Below are 16,985 nucleotides of genomic sequence, written 5' to 3'. Positions count from 1 at the left end.
CTCTCCGCCGTATCCTCTATATCGCGCAGCACAGGAATTTGAGGATGCAATTGCGTATTCGGTTTGATCAGGGGCCAGTCGGGGTCGGAACCAGTTTCGACCGGCCAGCCGAAGTGATCCGCGCGGACAATGCGGAGGACGTGCCCCAGGCGATGGAGGCATTGGACGAGGCACGTGCACAAGGGGCATGGCTGGCCGGTTATGCCAGCTATGAGATGGGATATGCGCTTGAGGCGCGCCTGGCGGATCGCATGCCAACAGGCCGTCGGCTGCCTTTGTTGTGCTTTGGTGTTTTTGATCGGCCGACTCAACGCGAGCTTCCCGCGCCATCCGGTGGTTTTACCCGCTTTGAGCCGCGCTGGGATGAGGCGCGGTACACGCGGGCTTTTCAAGACGTGCACGACGCCATTGGGGCAGGGGATATCTATCAGGCGAACCTGACATTCCCGATTGATTTGAAAGTGGATGGCGACAGCGCTGCACTCTATGCTGCACTGGCAGCCGAGCAGCCCGTGGGTCACGGCGCACTGATTCAGCAGGATGGATTGCCCGATCTGCTCAGTCGTTCGCCTGAGCTGTTTTTTCGTACGAATGCGGACCGAGGGATCGAAACCCGCCCAATGAAGGGCACTCAGCCCCGCAGCGACGACATGGCCGAGGACACCCGACGCCGCGCGTTCCTGGCCATTGACGAAAAAAACCGGGCCGAGAACCTGATGATCGTCGACCTTTTGCGCAACGATATCAGTCGCGTTGCGATGCCGGGATCCGTCAAAGTGCCCGAACTGTTCAAAGTCGAAACTTACGCAACCGTGCATCAGATGATCTCGCTGGTGCAGGCACAGCTTCATATGGGTGCCGAGCTGTCGGATATCCTGATGGCGCTGTTTCCGTGCGGCTCGATCACCGGTGCGCCGAAAATCCGCGCGATGGAGATTTTGTCCGACCTCGAACCTTGGCCGCGCGACATCTATTGTGGTGCGATCGGCTGGGCCGCCCCTGATGGGCGTTCAGAATTCAACGTGGCGATCCGGACGCTGATGGTCGAGGATGGTTCGGCCACCCTGAATGTGGGCGGCGGCGTCATCTGGGACAGCACGGCCCCATCCGAATACGAGGAAGCGCTATGGAAAGCCCGCTTTGCCCGCCAAGTGACCCTGACTTCCGTCTGATCGAAACTTTGGGCTTTCGACCCGGGCAAGGGTTCGGGCGCAAAGAGCGGCATCTGGCCCGCATGGCCCGATCGGCTGCAACCCTGGACATTCCATTCGATCGGGACGCGGCCCTTAAGACATTGGATTCTGTCGCGGGGCAATCACCCCTTCGGTGCCGGCTGACGCTGGCAGTTGATGGAACGTATGACGTGACAACCGGAGTGCTGGCCGAAAACCCTCCGGTTTGGCGGGTCGCGGTAACGGATACACGGCTTTCGACGTCAGATGTTTGGCTGCAGCACAAGACAACCCAACGCTCTGTCTACGACACAGCCCGTGCGTCGTTGCCCGGTGGAATCGATGAGATGCTGTTTCTGAATGAACGTGACGAACTGTGCGAAGGGACCATCACCAACCTGTTCCTGCACATGCCGGACGGTCGCCGCCTGACCCCGAAGTTGAGCTGCGGTTTGCTTCCGGGAATTCTGCGAGAAGAACTGATTGATAATAAACAGGTTACCGAAAGCGTCTTGTCCTTGACCGATCTGCAAAACGCGGAAAAAGTTTTCGTAGGGAATTCCTTGCGTGGCCTGATCCGGGCGGAGTTGGCGGTATTGTGAGCAAACAAAGTGATTGGGCGCATGACGGGACGCAGCACTTTCGGTTGCGGCTGGAATTCGGCCTGTTTTTCATAGCAGTGCCGGTCCTGATCGCGGTTTTCTTCCCTCCGAACTGGATGTTTCCGTCGCTGTTCACTTTCACGGCCATCGGAATCATCCTGCTCCACTGCACGCCGGGCTTTGCCTGGGCCGAACTTCGGTACAACTGGCGCAACTGGTCGTGGCGCGAACTCGCCGTGTTCACTGTTGTTATGACCGCGTTTTGCACGGCGATCGTATTGGCAACGAGACCGGATGTTGCATTTCGCATGCTTCTCTACCGGCCCGAATTCCTGGCCGTGATCTGGCTGGCTTACCCGATTGCTTCCGCCCTGCCGCAAGAGCTGTTGTTCCGGTCGCTGTTCTTCCGCCGCTATCAAGCAATCCTGCCAAACGGGAAAGCAGCTTACCTTCTGAACGCGTCCCTGTTTTCGCTGGCCCACCTGATGTACTGGAGCTGGATCGTCGCCATCATGACCTTTGCCGGTGGGCTGCTGTTCACTTGGGCATATCGCAAGCGCGGGTCGTTTTTCTATGCGGTTCTGTTGCACGCAATCGCGGGTAATATCATCTTTGCGGCCGGTCTGGGCATCTATTTCTATTCCGGTAACGTCCAAAGGCCGTTTTGACGGCGCGACCTGCCTTGACTTTCCAAGCCTGACAGGGTGTATCGGCGCGACGAATTCTGCGCCCGAAGGGATATATCCATGCACGCCTACCGCAGCCACACCTGCGCCGCACTGACCGCCGCCAATGTTGGCGAAACCGTTCGCCTGTCCGGTTGGGTGCATCGGGTTCGAGATCACGGCGGCGTGCTGTTCATCGACCTGCGCGACCATTTCGGGGTGACACAGGTTCTCTGCGACGGCGACAGTGCAGCTTTTGCCGAGCTTGAAAGTGTTCGGTCCGAGTGGTGTATCCGTATCGACGGCACCGTAAAAGCGCGTGACCCGGAACTGGTGAACCCGAAACTTCCGACCGGAGAGGTTGAAGTTTACGTGCGTGAGCTGGAAGTGCTGGGTGCCGCCGACGAACTGCCGCTGATGGTGTTCGGCGATCAGGAATACCCAGAGGAAACGCGCCTGCGCTATCGCTATCTGGACCTGCGTCGCGAAGCGATGCAGCAGAACATGACGCTGCGCTCGGATGTTGTTTCTTCCATGCGCAAACGCATGTGGGATCAGGGCTTCCGCGAGTATCAGACACCGATCATCACCGCCTCTTCGCCGGAAGGCGCGCGCGACTTCCTTGTGCCCTCGCGTCTGCACCCGGGCAAGTTTTACGCGCTGCCGCAAGCGCCACAGCAGTTCAAACAGCTGATCATGGTGTCGGGCTTCGACAAGTATTTCCAGATTGCGCCCTGCTTCCGCGACGAAGACCCGCGCGCCGATCGCTCGCCCACTGATTTCTACCAGCTTGATCTTGAGATGTCGTTTGTCGAACAGCAGGACGTGTTCGACACGATCCAGCCGGTTCTGACCGGTGTGTTCGAAGAGTTCGGTGGCGGCCGCAAGGTCGACCAGGAATGGCCGCAGATTTCCTACAAGGACGCGGCCCTGTGGTACGGCAGCGACAAGCCCGACCTGCGGAACCCTATTAAAATGCAAGTGGTCTCCGACCACTTCCGCGGCTCTGGCTTCGCGATTTTCGCGAAGCTGTTGGAACAGGACGGCACCGAAATCCGCGCCATCCCTGCGCCGACCGGCGGCAGCCGCAAGTTCTGTGACCGCATGAACGCGTTTGCCCAGAAAGAGGGTCTGCCCGGTATGGGCTACATCTTCTGGCGCGATCAGGGCGAAGGGATGGAGGCCGCAGGACCGCTGGCCAAAAACATCGGCCCCGAACGCACCGAGGCGATCCGTCAGCAACTGGGGCTAGGTGTCGGCGATGCGGCATTCTTCCTAGGTGGTAAGCCGAAAGCCTTTGAAAAAGTCGCTGGCAAGGCGCGTGATGTGATTGGTGAGGAACTGAACCTGACCGAGAAAGATCGCTTTGCCTTTGCCTGGATCGTGGATTTTCCGATCTATGAGCAGGACGAAGAAACCGGCGCGATCGACTTTGAACACAACCCGTTCTCGATGCCGCAGGGCGGAATGGAGGCTCTGGACGGCAATCCTCTGGACGTGCGTGGCTATCAGTACGACCTCGCCTGTAACGGGTATGAGCTGGTGTCGGGCGCGATCCGGAACCACAAGCCGGAAATCATGCTGAAAGCCTTTGAACTGGCAGGATACGGCGAAGAAGAAGTGAAAAGCCGTTTTGGGGCGCTGTTCAACGCCTTCCATTATGGTGCGCCGCCGCACGGTGGCTGCGCCGCTGGTATCGACCGTATCGTGATGTTGCTGGCCGACGAAGCCAACATCCGCGAGGTCATGATGTTCCCCATGAACCAGCGTGCCGAGGATCTAATGATGGACGCACCGTCCGATCCGACCTCGGATCAGATGATGGAGCTGGGCCTGCGGATCATCCCTCAGGACTGAGAATAGCAAAACCCGCTGCTTACCCTGCAGCGGGTTTTTTTATGGCTCGCGCTGGTGCATATGTCTCGGTCGTGGACCTATAGCAATGACTGTTCACAGATCCGCCTAGCCCGTTTGTCGGCGACCTATTCCCATGGGTCCCTAAATGACTTCCGGCTCGATCGAATATCGCGGGCGGTGGCGCGCGTTTGCCAGTAGATCCAAAGGCACAGGATCGTTGCGGTTATGAAGTAAGCGGTCATCATCTCAAATCGCCTCGCGCTGTTCCAAACGGGTCTGCACAATTCCGGCGACTTGAGCGGCTATAGCCGTTACTGGGGTCCCGTCAGCCCGGGATTCGGCAAGCCGCTGGGCAGCTTCTGCCAGAACCGTATCCTCGGCATCGCGGGCAACCCCGTGCAGAAACTGTGCCGCGTAATCCAGCGTGCGCTGATCATTCGGACCGGCCAGAATGTCGGCGATATGGGCCATGTCATCCTGATAGGCCATCGGATCGGCATGAATCACCTCATCCCGGACTGCATGTGGGCTGCTGGGGCGGCGGTCTTCGGGCAGACATTCCAGAATCGACGTCTGAAAATAGGCCAGAGATTTTAGGGGTTTCGCCAAAAAACCATCGGCACCGGCCCGCATTGCGGCGCGTTTCGTTTGGTCGTCGCCCGACATGCCAAGAATGGCCCCAATACGGGGCGTGGCTTCAGACAGATCGGCGATCAGATCTGCACCGGACCCGTCGGGCAGACCCATATCCACGATGATGACAGACGGGCGGTAGATCTGAAGGTGACGCCGCGCCGATTGCAGGCAATCCGCCCGCCTGATACGCGCACCACTGTGCAGGCACATAAGCCGAATAGCGTCGCAGGCATAGCGGCTGTCTTCCACAACCAAAATGGTTTGTCCCAGCAGGGGCCGCGTGGCCGTCGGCTGCGCGGGAGAGGCAAAGGGGCTCGAATCGTCCATGGCGGAACTCCTAATCAGCAGATGCCTTACGCTAGGAAGTTCTGGCTAACAGGGCGTTAACGTCAATTTGGCGCACTTGTCCTTTACCCAATCAGCCCCCATAACCGCTGCAACGCCGAAATAGAGGAGAGTTCCATGATTGGTCGCCTGAACCACGTCGCCATTGCCGTCCCTGATCTTGAGGCTGCCTCTGAGCAGTACCGCAGCGCGTTGGGTGCGAAGGTCGGCGCCCCGCAAGATGAGCCGGATCATGGCGTAACTGTTGTTTTCATCGAACTGCCCAACACCAAGATCGAACTACTTTACCCGCTGGGTGACGACAGTCCGATCAATGGGTTTCTGGAAAAGAATCCCGCCGGCGGCATCCACCATGTCTGCTACGAGGTCGAGGATATCATCGCCGCGCGCGATCATCTGAAGGAAACCGGAGCGCGCGTGCTGGGCTCAGGCGAGCCCAAAATCGGTGCGCATGGTAAACCGGTGCTGTTTCTGCACCCCAAGGACTTTAATGGCTGCCTGGTCGAGCTGGAACAGGTCTAACCAAACCCCGGAGGGGATGAGATGACGATTACTGCTGCGGCCGTATTGTTCGCCGTAATCTGGTTCATGACCTTGCTGGTGGTGCTGCCAATCCGCATCAAGACGCAGGGTGATCTGGGTGACATCGTTCCGGGCACCCATTCGGGCGCACCGGAAGAGCATCACTTAAAGAAAAAGATGTGGATCACCACCGGTATCTCGGTGGTGCTGTGGGCCATAATCGCTGGCATTATCTTGTCCGGCGTTATTTCGGTGCGTGACTTTGACTGGTTGAATCAGTTGGAGCCGCGCGGCTGAACTTTATGCGGTTGGCCCCGACAGTTTGTGGTAGATATGGGTGAAGGTTGCGACCCCTAGGATTGGGATCACAAGGTTTACCAAAGGTACGGAAAGCGGGATCGCCATTAACGTTCCCGCCATCCAGATGGTCGTAGCGTGCTTGGCGCGCAGTTTACGTGCACCTTCACGACCCAACCTGCGCATCGCTGCCAAAGTAAAGTACTCTCGTCCCAAAAGGAATCCGTTCATGCCCCAGAAGATGAACGGGGCGAGCGGGGTAAATATCGCGTACAGGATAAGGGCCAGCAGGTTGGCAACTATCAGAACCCCCATGAAACTCAGCCCGTCCAGTATACTTTCGCTGAGCGGAATGCCGGGGACTTTGGGAAGGGTCGGATAGTGCTTGTCCTCAACGGCTTGAGCGACCTCTTCCAGGAACAATGACGTAACCGCCGAAGCGACCGGAACCATCAGGAACACAGGCAGGATCAGGACGACAAAGATGCCCGAATAATTCAGCACGTCGTTCAGCCACGGTACGGCACCGACAAAGGGTAGTGATATCTCGTTCCCTGAAAGGCGGTTGATTATCCAGATTGCGGCTGCACAGGCGAGGATCAGAAAAACGATCGTCAGGCCAACGCCGCGCAACAGGACGGATCGGAACTTTGGGTCTCCGATCTGTCCCAGTGCTGCGAAAAAGGCATTAAAGATGATCATTCCGAAACCCACTCGGTCAATGCGGCCACATCAGGGCGCGGCCTTTCCGGCGGCGCTGAGCCCTCGGTCGCGATATGGATAAGGCCCGCGACGCGTTCGTTGTCTTGCAAACCGAACGCCTTTAGGCAGAAACCGCGATCATGTGTCTGCCAACCAGACAACCAGTTCGCCCCCCAACCCGCAGCAAGAGCGGCATTCAGCAGGGCCAGGCACACAGCGCCGGCGGAATAGGTCTGCTCGAGCGCGGGGATTTTCGCTGACGGTTTTTGCACCTCGACCACAGCGACCGCCAGATGGCCCATGTCAAACTGGTTGCGGGCCTTGGCTATGTCCTCGGCGGATTTACCCAGCGCCGAGCCACATTCTTCGGTCAATTGCGCAAGGCGCGGCATAGCGCCTTTATCGAGCACGATGAAACGCCAGGGTTCCAGCTTGCCATGATCCGGACTGCGCGCCGCGGCCGTTAGCAGGGGTAACAACTGGTCCCGCGTGGGCGCGGGTTCAATCAGCGTTTTCGCTGGGCGCGACCGCCGCGATTGTAGAAATTCTAGAGCGGCCGGATTCTTCAAGGACATATGTTAACTTCCTTTACATTGGCGGTTGTGTATGTGGTTGAACATCTGGCGGGTTTCAAGGGCAAGCGGCTGGATGCAGAAGATCAATTTCACTCCCTGCGCGTTCGTGCAAGGGTGTTCAAGAAGAAGAGAGGAAAGATGGCCAAGCCAAAGCTGCGAAATGTACCGAACCTGAGCGCGCGCGCCATCCCCGGCGAAGAGATCAAGGTCAGAGTCACGCCGAAAGCGGCGAAAGACGGAATTGTTTCCGATCCGGGAACCATCCGCATCACCGTCACCGCGCCACCTGAAAATGGCAAGGCAAACGGGGCGGTGCGTTCCATCCTCGCTGTTGCCTTGGGTGTGGCACCGTCTTCGCTGACCCTCAGGCGGGGTCAGGCGTCGCGCGACAAAGTATTTGTCTATTCACCTTGATCCGGTGATTCACGGATTTGGTACACGCCTTCCGGCAGATCCAAAGCCGCCGCCAGATCGCGCACCTGTTCAGGGGATAACGTGATCCTCTGAATCCTATCTGTCCGTGGATCCAATTGTTCAAGCGTCACACATTCTGCGAAGCTGTTGATGACGACATCCTCTTGCAAAGGTTTTGGGCCCTCGTCCACTAGAGTAATGACTGTCGAGTCGAATTCATGCTCAATCGAAAACATGAAGCCAGAGTGCAAGCCCGTCGAGCGCAATGCAACCCGTACTGTCGTAATCGGCCTGTGGTGATCGCCGCAGGTCCGCGCTATGGTCGTGAAAACGGGCCAACCGTTTCAAAGGATTATGAATGCGCCGTCTGATCTGTTTAATTCTTCCCCTGTTGCTGGCGGCGTGCAGTGCCAATTCGTTGCGCGTTCAACCCGCAACCGAATGGGCGCAGGAGGCCCGGGAGTTCAAGGCCGAAGCACAAGTTTTCCAGCAGGTCAGCCAGCAGGTTGGAGAACAGGCGCGTAAAGAATGCCTGCGGCGGTCAAACGTGACCAATTGCGAGTTTACGATTCTGGTTGACCTGAACCCGAACGCTGAGGCCAATGCGTTTCAAACGCTCGACAATGAGGATCAGCCGGTCATAATCTTTACCCGCGCGTTGATCGAGTCCGCAAACAACGCGGATGAATTGGCGTTTGTGATGGGTCACGAAGCGGCGCATCACATCCTGCGTCACATTCCAAGGCAATCCAGAAACGCGCGGGACAGCGCGGCCATTTTCGGCGAACTGGCCCGGTTGGGCGGTGCGGACGGAGCGGGTATCGAAGAGGCGCAGAGACTAGGAGCTGAGGTTGGCGCCCAAGTCTATATCAAAGACTTCGAGCTAGAGGCCGATCAGTTGGGTACGATCATTACTTACAATGCCGGCTACAACCCTTTGATCGGTGCAAAGTATTTTGATCGCATTCCGGACCCGGGCGATCAATTTCTAGGAACGCACCCCCCGAATGCGCAGCGCGTCAAGATGGTCAAGGACACCGCGCGACAACTTGGACTGACGCAATGAGTTCAATGATCCAACTAGGCGTAATCCTGACGGATCGCGGATCGAAGTACGCAGTATCAGGCGCTGCGGTTCAAACCCGCGATGACGTGGATGCCGTGCTGCAAGACCTAAAGTCCGACAAAGCTTATGCCAAGGCGACGCACAATACCTGGGCTGCGATCCTGCCGACAGGGGCGCTAAAGGCCGACGATGGCGAAAGTGGTGCCGGAATGGTCATTTTGCGCATGCTCGAAAGGGCCGGCTTGGACGGCCACGTCATCATCGTTACCCGCTGGTATGGGGGCAAAAAACTCGGTGGAGACCGCTTTCGCAGGGTTCAGGATGCCACGCGAGCCTATCTGGATCACATCGGCGTCGGGTCTTGACCTGAGTCAAATGCCTGATCGAACCGCTGCGCTATCCTGTCCAAACCGTGCGACAGGGAGACAGCGCAATGACTGGAAAGAACACTCTGAAACGACATGCGGAATTGGTCGACCAAATGGCAACCCGTGTCGGGGTTGATCTGGAAGATGCAGCCATTGGTGGTGAGGTCTCGATTGATCAGATCTCTGAGGCGGTATTGCGCTGCAGGGATTGCTCGAACCCAGATCATTGCGCACGGTTTCTGGCTCAATCCGCACAGGACCGAAAGACGCCGGAATACTGCAGGAACACGGCACTGTTTGACCGCCTGACTTCGCTTTCAGACGGATAGTGCGGCGGGTGGAAAAAACCAAACCCCGCCGTTGCCCCATGTTTTGGTGCTTTGCTTGAACGAAAGGCAGATCCGTTAATGACCCGAGATATTTTGGGCGACGTGGAAAAACACTTCTGGCTCACGCGGTCAGTCGCCAGATGCATGAATGTTTCGTTGACCGAAGCGATGGCCGAGGGGCGTCTGAGCAGCAACGGCTATGCAGATATCGTGACCCGCTGTCGCGCCTCTGGCTGCAGTGGCCAATGCGAATTGTGGCTGTCGCAGCAGCAATCCAAAGCCAACTCAGCACCCGCGTTCTGCGCAAATGCGGAAACGTTGAACGCTTTGAAGACGTGATCAGAGCTTGGAATGCGAACCGTCGCACAGCGGCGGATTGGCTGTATGCTTGCAACCGCAAAAGAACACTTTTTTGCTGGTTTCGGCGGTAAATTTCACCGGTTCAAACTGTGTTCCTTTGTGTGAACCATCGCAGAATGGCTGCCGTTCTGATTTACCGCAGGCACACCAGAAATAGCTTTTTCCTTCGGTCACTTCGACCGGATATGGGGCTTTTTGGGCAAGTTTCGGCTGATCTGACATGTGGCTGCTCCGCTTTTGGCTGATGTCGTGAATCAACTATAGACCCTGTGGGCAGGGCGTGTAGAGCGCATCTGATTCTTTATGGAAGCAGCATGGTTTTGCCGTTCTCACAGTTCCGTGATTGATTTTGTTGCAATAAATTCAATGAGGTCGTATTTTGAGACTGGCCCGAGGTTATAGGTCAATATGAAAAATTTTAGAGGATTGACGGACATGAAACTTAAATTTGCTGCCGTAAGCGCAATTGCCCTGGTTTTGGCTGCATGCTCGCAGCAGGAAGAACCGGCACCGGTTTACATCACGCCTGAATACGACAAGTACGGCACACCGAGCTGCCCGGCAGGTACTGCATTGGCCACGACCGAAGCGGGTCAGACGGTCTGTAACCCAGTCGCTCAATAAGAATTCTACGGGCGGCCCTTTTGGGGCCGCCCGCTTTCTGAGTTCGATTCGACCGCCTCCTTCAGGGCGGTTTTTTTCTTGCCTGCTTCAGGCTGGCGCAGTGTCGGGTCAGGTTGCGCCAGGCAATCAGCTCGTCTCCTCAGTAGCTATCAATATCCGTGTCCAAATGACCTTCGGTGGTAGTATTGACGCTTAGACCCATACCAAGGCCCATACAGGTAGAGATAGGATTTCTTTTTTGGCTTACGCAGAGCGTAAGGATCATGCCTGGCTACTGGCTTCGCGTGTAGCGCTTTGGGCGTGTAAGCTTTAGGTGAGGCATAGTGCCTGTGTATGCGGATATTGTTGTGGTTATGAATATGCTGCGATTTTGCCCCGACAAAAACTATGACTCCCGTTCCAGCAGTGGCGTTGCCAGCGTTTGCAGGAACGGCATAAAGTTGGGACAGGAATATCGCGGCCATGCAATTGAAAGAGATTGCACGAAGGTATGACATGAAAACCCTCCTTCTTGCGAGTTGAGGTCTTCATTCATGGTCCGGGAATATCCGGTCCAAAGCCAATAAACTTAAGTCACGCTCTGACTATTTGGGGTGAACGGATACATTAGGGTCTGGTGCGTGTGCCCCATAGATCGTATTCGCCGGCTTCGTCGATCTCGACCGATACGATGTCCCCAGGTTTCAAGTCTTCGAAGCCTTCGTCGATGAACAGGTTGCCGTCGATCTCGGGCGCGTCTGATTTCGTGCGGCATGTTGCGGCCTCGTCATCAACCTCATCCACGATCACTTCAAGGGTCTGGCCGACTTTGGCGGCCAGCTTGGCCTCGGAAATGGTCTGAGCTTTTTCCATGAAACGGTCCCAGCGCTCTTGCTTGACCTCGGCAGGGACATGATCAGGTAGATCATTCGAACGTGCGCCGTCGACGTTTTCGTATTGAAAACAGCCGACACGATCCAGTTGTGCCTCGTCCATCCAATCCAGAAGGGTCTGGAATTCGGCCTCAGTTTCACCGGGGTAACCGACGATAAATGTTGAACGCAGGGTGATATCCGGGCAGGTCGCCCGCCATGCGGCGATTTCATCCAGTGTTTTAGCCGCTGCCGCGGGGCGAGCCATGCGTTTCAGAACGTCCGGGTGGGCATGCTGGAAGGGAATATCCAGGTAGGGCAGGATGTTGCACCCTGCGTCCGCCATCAGAGGGATCAACTCGCGCACATGTGGGTAAGGATAGACATAGTGCAGCCGGACCCATGCCTCTAACTGCCCCAGCTCGCGCGCCAGATCGGTGATGTGGCTGCGGACCTCGCGGTCCTTCCACGGGTTCACGTCATACTTCCGGTCCAACCCATAGGCGGAAGTGTCCTGCGAGATTACCAGCAGCTCACGCACGCCATTGTCGACCAGCTTCTCGGCCTCGCGCAGTACCGCATGGGCTGGACGGCTGGCTAGCTTGCCACGCATGTCGGGGATGATGCAGAACTTGCACTTGTGGTTACAGCCCTCGGAAATCTTGAGATAGCTGTAGTGACGCGGGGTCAATTGTACGCTGGCGGCGGGTAGCAGGTCCACAAACGGATCGGGATCGGGGGGCACAGCCGAGTGCACTGCATCCAGCACCTGTTCGTATTGGTGTGGGCCGGTGACAGCCATGATGCGCGGGTGATGTTCGCGGATGTAATCCGGTTCCGCACCCAAACAGCCGGTCACGATGACCTTGCCGTTTTCCACCAAAGCCTCGCCAATCGCATCCAGAGATTCCGCCTTGGCGCTGTCGAGGAACCCGCAGGTGTTCACGATCACGGCATCCGCGCCTGAGTAGTCCGGTGATATGCCGTAACCTTCGGCACGCAAGCGCGTCAGGATACGCTCACTGTCGACCAGTGCTTTGGGGCAGCCCAAGGAAACCATACCGATTGTCGGCTGGTTCGAACGTGGCGTCTCGGGCATCCGGGCGGCAGGCGCCAGGTCGGGGCGGAGGTTTGGCGGGTTCGTGGTCATGGCGCGGCATATAGTGGGGAACGCTTCCCCTTGCAAATGCGACGCAGGATTTGGATGATCTTTTTAAACGCATGAAAAAGGCGGAGAGCAGAAAATGAAGTGGTTATTGCGCATCCTGTTTCTGTTAGTGGCAGTATTTGGCCTGATTATTGGGGCTTTGCTACTTATGCCCGGCGACAAGCTGGCCACGATATTGGCCGAGCAGGTTCGCGCCCAGACCGGTCGCGACCTGACGCTTTCAGGTGATGTGAATCTGTCTTTCTGGCCTGTACTGGGGCTGGAGACCGGTCCCGTAACCTTTGGAAACGCATCGTGGGCCGGTTCAGAACCAATGTTGAGCGCAGAAAGCCTGGCCGTAGGAGTTGAAGCCGCCGCGCTGATATCCGGGGATTTGCGGATCAAAAGGGTGATCGCCGATAATCCGGTTCTGCGGTTGGAACTTTCTGACGGGCGCGGGAATTGGGAGCTTTCAGCGCCCACAAGCGCGACCTCGACAAGCGCCACGGGAGGTGCAGCGCCGCAAGGTCAGCAAGGCGAGGTTACGCTGGATCACCTGAAACTGACGAACGCGCGCCTGATCTACATCGAAAACGGTGCAACAAAGTTCGACTTTGCCAATGTCGATCTGGCGGCCAGTTGGCCGGACGTTTCAGCGCCTCTGCAAGTTCAGGCGCAAATGGCGGTCCCGGGAGGAGAGGTCGATGTCGACCTAAAGATTCAGGATCTGCCGGCCTATGCGTCTGGTTCGGTTACGCCTCTGGATCTGACCATGACCGCCCCGGGAGGGCAGTTTGGTTTTGTTGGCCGGGTCAATCTTGCCGGTGAAATGGACGGCAGGTTGTTGGCCAAATCGACGAATACAGAACGAATGCTGGCCGCTTTTGGTCAGCCCGGCGTCGGACTGCCTTTGGGACTGGGCCGCGAGGCCGATGTGGCCGGTCAGATGACCTATACCAGTGATGGTCGGATTTCCCTGCGCAACATGGTAGCGCTGCTTGATAACAACCGTCTGACCGGTGAGGCAGATATCGTGATCTCGGACACGCCGCAGATCACCGCCCGGCTGGATGGCGGTGATCTTGATCTCACTCATTTCACCGATGCGCCCAGCAGTGGTGGCGGAGGGGCAGCGCCCCCGCCAGACCAAGGTTGGTCAACCACACCGATTGATGCTTCTGCGCTGGCGTTGGCCAACGGCAAGATCCGACTCAAAGCAAATTCGATTGCCGTGCCGGGGCTAACGCTGGGTCACAGCGATCTGACGCTTAACCTCGATCGGTCCAGAGCAGTTCTTCAGATGAGCCCCGCCACCCTGTTCTCAGGACAATTGAACGGGCAGGTGGTTGCAAATAACCGGAACGGATTATCGGTCGGCGGCAACCTGACCGCAAATGGGATAAACATCAAACAAGCGCTGTCCGCGCTCGGTGGCATTGAGCGCCTGTCTGGCACCGGATCGGGATCGTTCGAGTTTCTGGGAGTTGGACAGACCGAAGATCAAATCATGCGCTCACTCAGCGGCAAGGGCCGCGTGGACGTGGGCAAGGGTGTGATTTCGGGGTTTGATCTGGATCGCCTGATGGGCCGCAGCGGCGGCGAGAGAGGCACAACTGTCTTCAATAGCCTGTCCGCCAGCTTCACAATAGACCAGGGGGTATTGTGGAACGATGACCTGTTGATGTCGCTGGATAACTTCCGGGCCGACGGCACCGGACGCGTCGGAATCGGTAACCGAGATATAGACTATCTGTTCACCCCTGTTGCGCTGCGCGCGAATTCGGGCAATGGGATTTCCGTGCCGGTTCAGATCGTTGGGCCTTGGAGCAACCCATCGATCAAGCCAGACCTGACCAAGGTCCTAGAAGCGGTCGCCGAAGGAAAGGCCAAAGAACTTGAAGACGAGGCTAAGCAGAAAGTCTTGGACAAAGTCGGAAACGAGCTGAACACGACGATCACCGACAGTGATCAGATCGAAGACGCGATCAAGAACAAACTGGAAGACGAAGTGAACAAGGGGCTTTTGAAACTGTTTGGCGGTAACTAAAGCGCGCCAATTACAGAATGTTTCGGGGCAGGAAAGTGCCCCGAAACGCAAGTATACTTAGATGGTCTGATCGTAATCGCCCACACCGGGTTCAGTGCGAATAACTGCGTCGATATCTGCGAAGATTGCGCGCATCTCATCCTCGCTTTCGCTGCTTTCGCAGACCACAACAAGGTTCGGGGTATTCGAAGACGCGCGCACCAAACCCCAGCTGCCATTGTCCAGAGTGACACGGGCGCCGTTGACGGTGACGACCTCTTTGATCGCGCGACCGGCAAAACTGTCTCCGGCATCTGCTTTTGCAACCAGCTTGTCGACCAGCCGCTGAAGAATGTCATATTTCTCGGTATCGGCGGCATAGGGCGACATGGTCGGCGTAGACCAGGTTTTTGGCAGCGCCTTGCGCAAGTCCGACATGCTTTGATCCGGGTTGCGATCCATCAGCTTGCAGATCTCAACGGCAACCCGCATTCCACAATCGTAGCCACGCCCGATCGGTTCAGCCAAAAAATAGTGGCCAGATTTTTCAAAACCGGCGAGCGCGTCGATCTCCTTGACCCGACGCTTCATGTGGCTGTGGCCGGTTTTCCAGTAATCCGCTTTGACGCCGTGGGCCTGCAATTCGGGGTCGCTTGCGAACAGGCCGGTGGATTTCACATCCGCCACGAAGGTCGAATTGGGGTACAGTTTCGCCAGATCGCGGGCCATGATCACACCGACTTTGTCGGCAAAAATCTCTTCGCCTTCATCATCCACAACACCACAGCGATCGCCGTCGCCGTCGAAGCCCAAAGCCAGATCGGCCCCGCTGGCTTTCACAGAGGCGGACATGTCGTGCAACATCTCCATAGCCTCGGGGTTGGGGTTATAGTTGGGGAAGGTGTAGTCCAATCGGGTGTGGCTGGGCACCATTTCGACGCCAATGCGTTCGAAAATCTCAGGTGCAAAGGCCGAAGCTGTTCCGTTTCCGGTTGCACATACGACTTTCAGGGGGCGGGACATTTTGAAGTCGCCGACCAGATCGTCGATGTAGGCTTCTTTTACACCATCAACGAATTCGTATGTTCCGCCCTCATGCGGGGTGCCTTCACCGTTCAGGACGATGTCGCGGAGCTCTGACATCTCGTCGGGGCCGTGTGTCAAAGGACGATCAAAGCCCATCTTGACGCCGGTCCATCCGTTCGGGTTGTGGCTGGCGGTCACCATGGCCACGGCCGGCACATCCAGATGGAATTGCGCAAAGTAAGCCATCGGGCTCAGCGCAGGACCAATATCCTTGACCTGAATACCGGCCTGCATCAGGCCCAGGATCAGCGCATTCTTGATCGCCAGTGAATAGTCGCGATAGTCGTTGCCCACCGCAATCACCGGCTCGATCCCGCGCTTTCGCATCTGCGTACCCAATCCCAGACCAAGCGCAGTCATACCGGGCAGATTGATCTCTTCAGGGTATTTCCAACGTGCGTCATATTCGCGAAAGCCGGTTGGCTTGATCATCGGATCGCGCAGAAAGCTCCAGGTGTTCGGGGTCACCTCGGGGATGGGTTTCGTCATGCTATTGCTCTTACTTAAATCTGTATTGGATTGGCTTTGGCCAATGCATCAAAGCGCATCAAAGTGTCAATCAATTGAGGCATTTGGTCCAGATAGATCATGTTAGGCCCGTCACACGGTGCATTGTCTGGATCTTGGTGGGTTTCCATGAAGACACCCGCCACGCCTACAGCAACAGCCGAGCGGGCCATAACGGGTGCAAATTCGCGCTGACCGCCGGATGCGCCGCCCAGGCCACCAGGCTGCGCCACGGTATGAGTGGCGTCCATGATCACCGGATACCCGGTGCGGGCCATTTCCGGTAACGATTGCATGTCTACGACCAGGCGGTTGTAGCCAAAGCTGACACCACGTTCGGTCAGCATGATGTTGTGGTTGTTCGTGCTTTCGATCTTGGCTGCAACATTCTGCATATCCCAAGGCGCCAGGAACTGACCTTTCTTTACGTTGACCGTCGCGCCTGTTTGCCCCGCGGCCTTCAGAAGGGCGGTCTGTCGACACAGGAAAGCTGGGATCTGAAGGATGTCGCATACTTCGGCAACGGGCGCGCATTGCTCCTTCTCGTGCACATCTGTGGTGACAGGGACACCGATGCTGTCTTTTACCGATTGCAGCACTGCCAACCCCTTGTCGAGCCCAAGCGCAGGGGCCGCATTTACAGAGGTGCGGTTCGCCTTGTCGAACGAACCTTTGAACACGTACTGAGCGCCGGCCGCGTCGCAAGCCTCTTTCATTTTGCCTGCGATCATCTGAGCATGGTCGGCAGATTCAAGTTGGCAAGGACCGGCAATGATCGTCAGAGGCAGATCATTACCGACCGTGAGATCGGAGATTTTTACATGTTTCATGTGT

Annotated in this window: 21 protein-coding genes; 13 read left to right on the top strand and 8 right to left on the bottom strand. The window is 57.0% G+C overall.

All coding sequences use genetic code 11. The annotated features are described in order from the left end of the window. The first annotated feature begins 44 nt into the window (after positions 1 to 44). The 4 genes from GOW92_RS06325 (at position 45) to aspS (ending at position 4,296) form a co-directional block, all read left to right on the top strand. Complete coding sequence (locus tag GOW92_RS06325; protein ID WP_170558944.1) at positions 45 to 1,172, top strand: aminodeoxychorismate synthase component I; 1,128 nt, start codon at positions 45 to 47, stop codon at positions 1,170 to 1,172. After that, positions 1,127 to 1,774, top strand: coding sequence for an aminotransferase class IV family protein (locus GOW92_RS06320; RefSeq protein ID WP_170558942.1), 648 nt, complete (start codon positions 1,127 to 1,129; stop codon positions 1,772 to 1,774). The genes GOW92_RS06325 and GOW92_RS06320 overlap by 46 nt, the downstream gene beginning before the upstream one ends. Further along, positions 1,771 to 2,442: a CPBP family intramembrane glutamic endopeptidase gene (locus GOW92_RS06315; protein ID WP_368040254.1), complete on the top strand. Its 672-nt coding sequence runs from the start codon at positions 1,771 to 1,773 to the stop codon at positions 2,440 to 2,442. The genes GOW92_RS06320 and GOW92_RS06315 overlap by 4 nt, the downstream gene beginning before the upstream one ends. 78 nt (positions 2,443 to 2,520) lie before the next feature. Then, positions 2,521 to 4,296, top strand: a complete 1,776-nt coding sequence (gene aspS / locus GOW92_RS06310; protein ID WP_170558940.1) for an aspartate--tRNA ligase — start codon at positions 2,521 to 2,523, stop codon at positions 4,294 to 4,296. 246 nt (positions 4,297 to 4,542) lie between these two features. Here aspS and GOW92_RS06305 read toward each other — a convergent pair whose 3' ends face one another. Beyond that, positions 4,543 to 5,259 (bottom strand): response regulator, encoded by a 717-nt coding sequence (locus tag GOW92_RS06305; RefSeq protein WP_170558938.1) that lies wholly within the window; start codon positions 5,257 to 5,259, stop codon positions 4,543 to 4,545. 135 nt (positions 5,260 to 5,394) lie between these two features. Here GOW92_RS06305 and mce point away from each other — a divergent pair, with 135 nt between their 5' ends. Further along, positions 5,395 to 5,799: a methylmalonyl-CoA epimerase gene (gene mce / locus GOW92_RS06300; protein WP_170490274.1), complete on the top strand. Its 405-nt coding sequence runs from the start codon at positions 5,395 to 5,397 to the stop codon at positions 5,797 to 5,799. Between the two features lie 21 nt (positions 5,800 to 5,820). After that, positions 5,821 to 6,096: a DUF1467 family protein gene (locus GOW92_RS06295; RefSeq protein ID WP_170558937.1), complete on the top strand. Its 276-nt coding sequence runs from the start codon at positions 5,821 to 5,823 to the stop codon at positions 6,094 to 6,096. A 3-nt stretch (positions 6,097 to 6,099) separates the two neighbouring features. Here the strand turns inward: GOW92_RS06295 and GOW92_RS06290 are convergent, their stop codons facing one another. Next, positions 6,100 to 6,798 carry an EI24 domain-containing protein gene (locus GOW92_RS06290; protein WP_170558935.1) on the bottom strand — a complete coding sequence of 233 codons (699 nt, stop codon included), beginning with the start codon at positions 6,796 to 6,798 and terminating at the stop codon, positions 6,100 to 6,102. Then, entirely contained in the window at positions 6,795 to 7,373 is a 579-nt protein-coding gene (locus tag GOW92_RS06285) for a nitroreductase family protein (protein WP_170558933.1), read from the bottom strand. Before GOW92_RS06285 ends, GOW92_RS06290 begins: the two co-directional genes overlap by 4 nt. 138 nt (positions 7,374 to 7,511) lie before the next feature. Here GOW92_RS06285 and GOW92_RS06280 point away from each other — a divergent pair, with 138 nt between their 5' ends. Then, positions 7,512 to 7,787 carry a DUF167 domain-containing protein gene (locus tag GOW92_RS06280; RefSeq protein ID WP_170559382.1) on the top strand — a complete coding sequence of 92 codons (276 nt, stop codon included), beginning with the start codon at positions 7,512 to 7,514 and terminating at the stop codon, positions 7,785 to 7,787. Here GOW92_RS06280 and GOW92_RS06275 read toward each other — a convergent pair. Continuing rightward, on the bottom strand, positions 7,775 to 8,023 hold the full coding sequence (locus tag GOW92_RS06275) for a hypothetical protein (RefSeq protein ID WP_170558931.1): 249 nt from the start codon (positions 8,021 to 8,023) through the stop codon (positions 7,775 to 7,777). The two genes, GOW92_RS06280 and GOW92_RS06275, sit on opposite strands and share 13 nt — an antisense overlap. A 122-nt stretch (positions 8,024 to 8,145) precedes the next feature. Between GOW92_RS06275 and GOW92_RS06270 the strand changes: the two genes are divergently transcribed. From GOW92_RS06270 to GOW92_RS06255, 4 genes are all read left to right on the top strand, one after another. Next, positions 8,146 to 8,853: a M48 family metallopeptidase gene (locus tag GOW92_RS06270; RefSeq protein ID WP_170558929.1), complete on the top strand. Its 708-nt coding sequence runs from the start codon at positions 8,146 to 8,148 to the stop codon at positions 8,851 to 8,853. Between the two features lie 5 nt (positions 8,854 to 8,858). After that, positions 8,859 to 9,218, top strand: a complete 360-nt coding sequence (locus GOW92_RS06265; RefSeq protein WP_438826308.1) for a YigZ family protein — start codon at positions 8,859 to 8,861, stop codon at positions 9,216 to 9,218. Between the two features lie 68 nt (positions 9,219 to 9,286). Next, positions 9,287 to 9,550 carry a DUF6455 family protein gene (locus GOW92_RS06260; RefSeq protein WP_170558925.1) on the top strand — a complete coding sequence of 88 codons (264 nt, stop codon included), beginning with the start codon at positions 9,287 to 9,289 and terminating at the stop codon, positions 9,548 to 9,550. Positions 9,551 to 9,628: 78 nt separating this feature from the next. Further along, positions 9,629 to 9,889 carry a DUF6455 family protein gene (locus GOW92_RS06255; RefSeq protein ID WP_170558923.1) on the top strand — a complete coding sequence of 87 codons (261 nt, stop codon included), beginning with the start codon at positions 9,629 to 9,631 and terminating at the stop codon, positions 9,887 to 9,889. Here the strand turns inward: GOW92_RS06255 and GOW92_RS06250 are convergent, their stop codons facing one another. After that, positions 9,890 to 10,132, bottom strand: coding sequence for a CDGSH iron-sulfur domain-containing protein (locus tag GOW92_RS06250; protein ID WP_170558921.1), 243 nt, complete (start codon positions 10,130 to 10,132; stop codon positions 9,890 to 9,892). A 213-nt stretch (positions 10,133 to 10,345) separates the two neighbouring features. Between GOW92_RS06250 and GOW92_RS06245 the strand changes: the two genes are divergently transcribed. Next, on the top strand, positions 10,346 to 10,534 hold the full coding sequence (locus GOW92_RS06245) for a hypothetical protein (protein WP_170558919.1): 189 nt from the start codon (positions 10,346 to 10,348) through the stop codon (positions 10,532 to 10,534). 606 nt (positions 10,535 to 11,140) lie between these two features. On the opposite strand, the gene rimO is transcribed toward GOW92_RS06245, so the two are convergent. Further along, positions 11,141 to 12,535: a 30S ribosomal protein S12 methylthiotransferase RimO gene (gene rimO, locus GOW92_RS06240; protein WP_170558917.1), complete on the bottom strand. Its 1,395-nt coding sequence runs from the start codon at positions 12,533 to 12,535 to the stop codon at positions 11,141 to 11,143. 94 nt (positions 12,536 to 12,629) lie between these two features. Between rimO and GOW92_RS06235 the strand changes: the two genes are divergently transcribed. Further along, positions 12,630 to 14,579 (top strand): AsmA family protein, encoded by a 1,950-nt coding sequence (locus tag GOW92_RS06235; protein WP_170558915.1) that lies wholly within the window; start codon positions 12,630 to 12,632, stop codon positions 14,577 to 14,579. Between the two features lie 57 nt (positions 14,580 to 14,636). Here GOW92_RS06235 and GOW92_RS06230 read toward each other — a convergent pair whose 3' ends face one another. Both GOW92_RS06230 and kdsA read right to left on the bottom strand, forming a co-directional pair. Then, positions 14,637 to 16,133 carry a phosphomannomutase/phosphoglucomutase gene (locus GOW92_RS06230; protein WP_170558913.1) on the bottom strand — a complete coding sequence of 499 codons (1,497 nt, stop codon included), beginning with the start codon at positions 16,131 to 16,133 and terminating at the stop codon, positions 14,637 to 14,639. 14 nt (positions 16,134 to 16,147) lie between these two features. Then, a complete protein-coding gene (kdsA, locus tag GOW92_RS06225) occupies positions 16,148 to 16,981 on the bottom strand; it encodes a 3-deoxy-8-phosphooctulonate synthase (RefSeq protein ID WP_170558911.1) in 834 nt (277 codons plus the stop codon). Positions 16,982 to 16,985 lie beyond the last annotated feature (4 nt).

The organism is Ruegeria atlantica, from assembly GCF_013032505.1.
Lineage (GTDB): Bacteria > Pseudomonadota > Alphaproteobacteria > Rhodobacterales > Rhodobacteraceae > Ruegeria > Ruegeria atlantica_F.
This window is presented reverse-complemented; position numbering and strand designations above follow the sequence as displayed.

Excerpts from the sequence above, each read along its gene's own strand:
- aspS (WP_170558940.1), top strand. The coding sequence starts at position 2,521 with ATGCACGCCTACCGCAGCCACACCTGCGCCGCACTGACCGCCGCCAAT.
- GOW92_RS06265 (WP_438826308.1), top strand. The coding sequence starts at position 8,859 with ATGATCCAACTAGGCGTAATCCTGACGGATCGCGGATCGAAGTACGCA.
- GOW92_RS06250 (WP_170558921.1), bottom strand. The coding sequence starts at position 10,132 with ATGTCAGATCAGCCGAAACTTGCCCAAAAAGCCCCATATCCGGTCGAA.
- GOW92_RS06295 (WP_170558937.1), top strand. The coding sequence starts at position 5,821 with ATGACGATTACTGCTGCGGCCGTATTGTTCGCCGTAATCTGGTTCATG.
- GOW92_RS06280 (WP_170559382.1), top strand. The coding sequence starts at position 7,512 with ATGGCCAAGCCAAAGCTGCGAAATGTACCGAACCTGAGCGCGCGCGCC.
- rimO (WP_170558917.1), bottom strand. The coding sequence starts at position 12,535 with ATGACCACGAACCCGCCAAACCTCCGCCCCGACCTGGCGCCTGCCGCC.
- GOW92_RS06325 (WP_170558944.1), top strand. The coding sequence starts at position 45 with ATGCAATTGCGTATTCGGTTTGATCAGGGGCCAGTCGGGGTCGGAACC.
- kdsA (WP_170558911.1), bottom strand. The coding sequence starts at position 16,981 with ATGAAACATGTAAAAATCTCCGATCTCACGGTCGGTAATGATCTGCCT.
- GOW92_RS06320 (WP_170558942.1), top strand. The coding sequence starts at position 1,127 with ATGGAAAGCCCGCTTTGCCCGCCAAGTGACCCTGACTTCCGTCTGATC.
- GOW92_RS06285 (WP_170558933.1), bottom strand. The coding sequence starts at position 7,373 with ATGTCCTTGAAGAATCCGGCCGCTCTAGAATTTCTACAATCGCGGCGG.
- GOW92_RS06270 (WP_170558929.1), top strand. The coding sequence starts at position 8,146 with ATGCGCCGTCTGATCTGTTTAATTCTTCCCCTGTTGCTGGCGGCGTGC.
- GOW92_RS06275 (WP_170558931.1), bottom strand. The coding sequence starts at position 8,023 with ATGTTTTCGATTGAGCATGAATTCGACTCGACAGTCATTACTCTAGTG.
- GOW92_RS06260 (WP_170558925.1), top strand. The coding sequence starts at position 9,287 with ATGACTGGAAAGAACACTCTGAAACGACATGCGGAATTGGTCGACCAA.
- GOW92_RS06245 (WP_170558919.1), top strand. The coding sequence starts at position 10,346 with ATGAAACTTAAATTTGCTGCCGTAAGCGCAATTGCCCTGGTTTTGGCT.
- GOW92_RS06290 (WP_170558935.1), bottom strand. The coding sequence starts at position 6,798 with ATGATCATCTTTAATGCCTTTTTCGCAGCACTGGGACAGATCGGAGAC.
- GOW92_RS06230 (WP_170558913.1), bottom strand. The coding sequence starts at position 16,133 with ATGACGAAACCCATCCCCGAGGTGACCCCGAACACCTGGAGCTTTCTG.
- GOW92_RS06305 (WP_170558938.1), bottom strand. The coding sequence starts at position 5,259 with ATGGACGATTCGAGCCCCTTTGCCTCTCCCGCGCAGCCGACGGCCACG.
- GOW92_RS06235 (WP_170558915.1), top strand. The coding sequence starts at position 12,630 with ATGAAGTGGTTATTGCGCATCCTGTTTCTGTTAGTGGCAGTATTTGGC.
- mce (WP_170490274.1), top strand. The coding sequence starts at position 5,395 with ATGATTGGTCGCCTGAACCACGTCGCCATTGCCGTCCCTGATCTTGAG.
- GOW92_RS06255 (WP_170558923.1), top strand. The coding sequence starts at position 9,629 with ATGACCCGAGATATTTTGGGCGACGTGGAAAAACACTTCTGGCTCACG.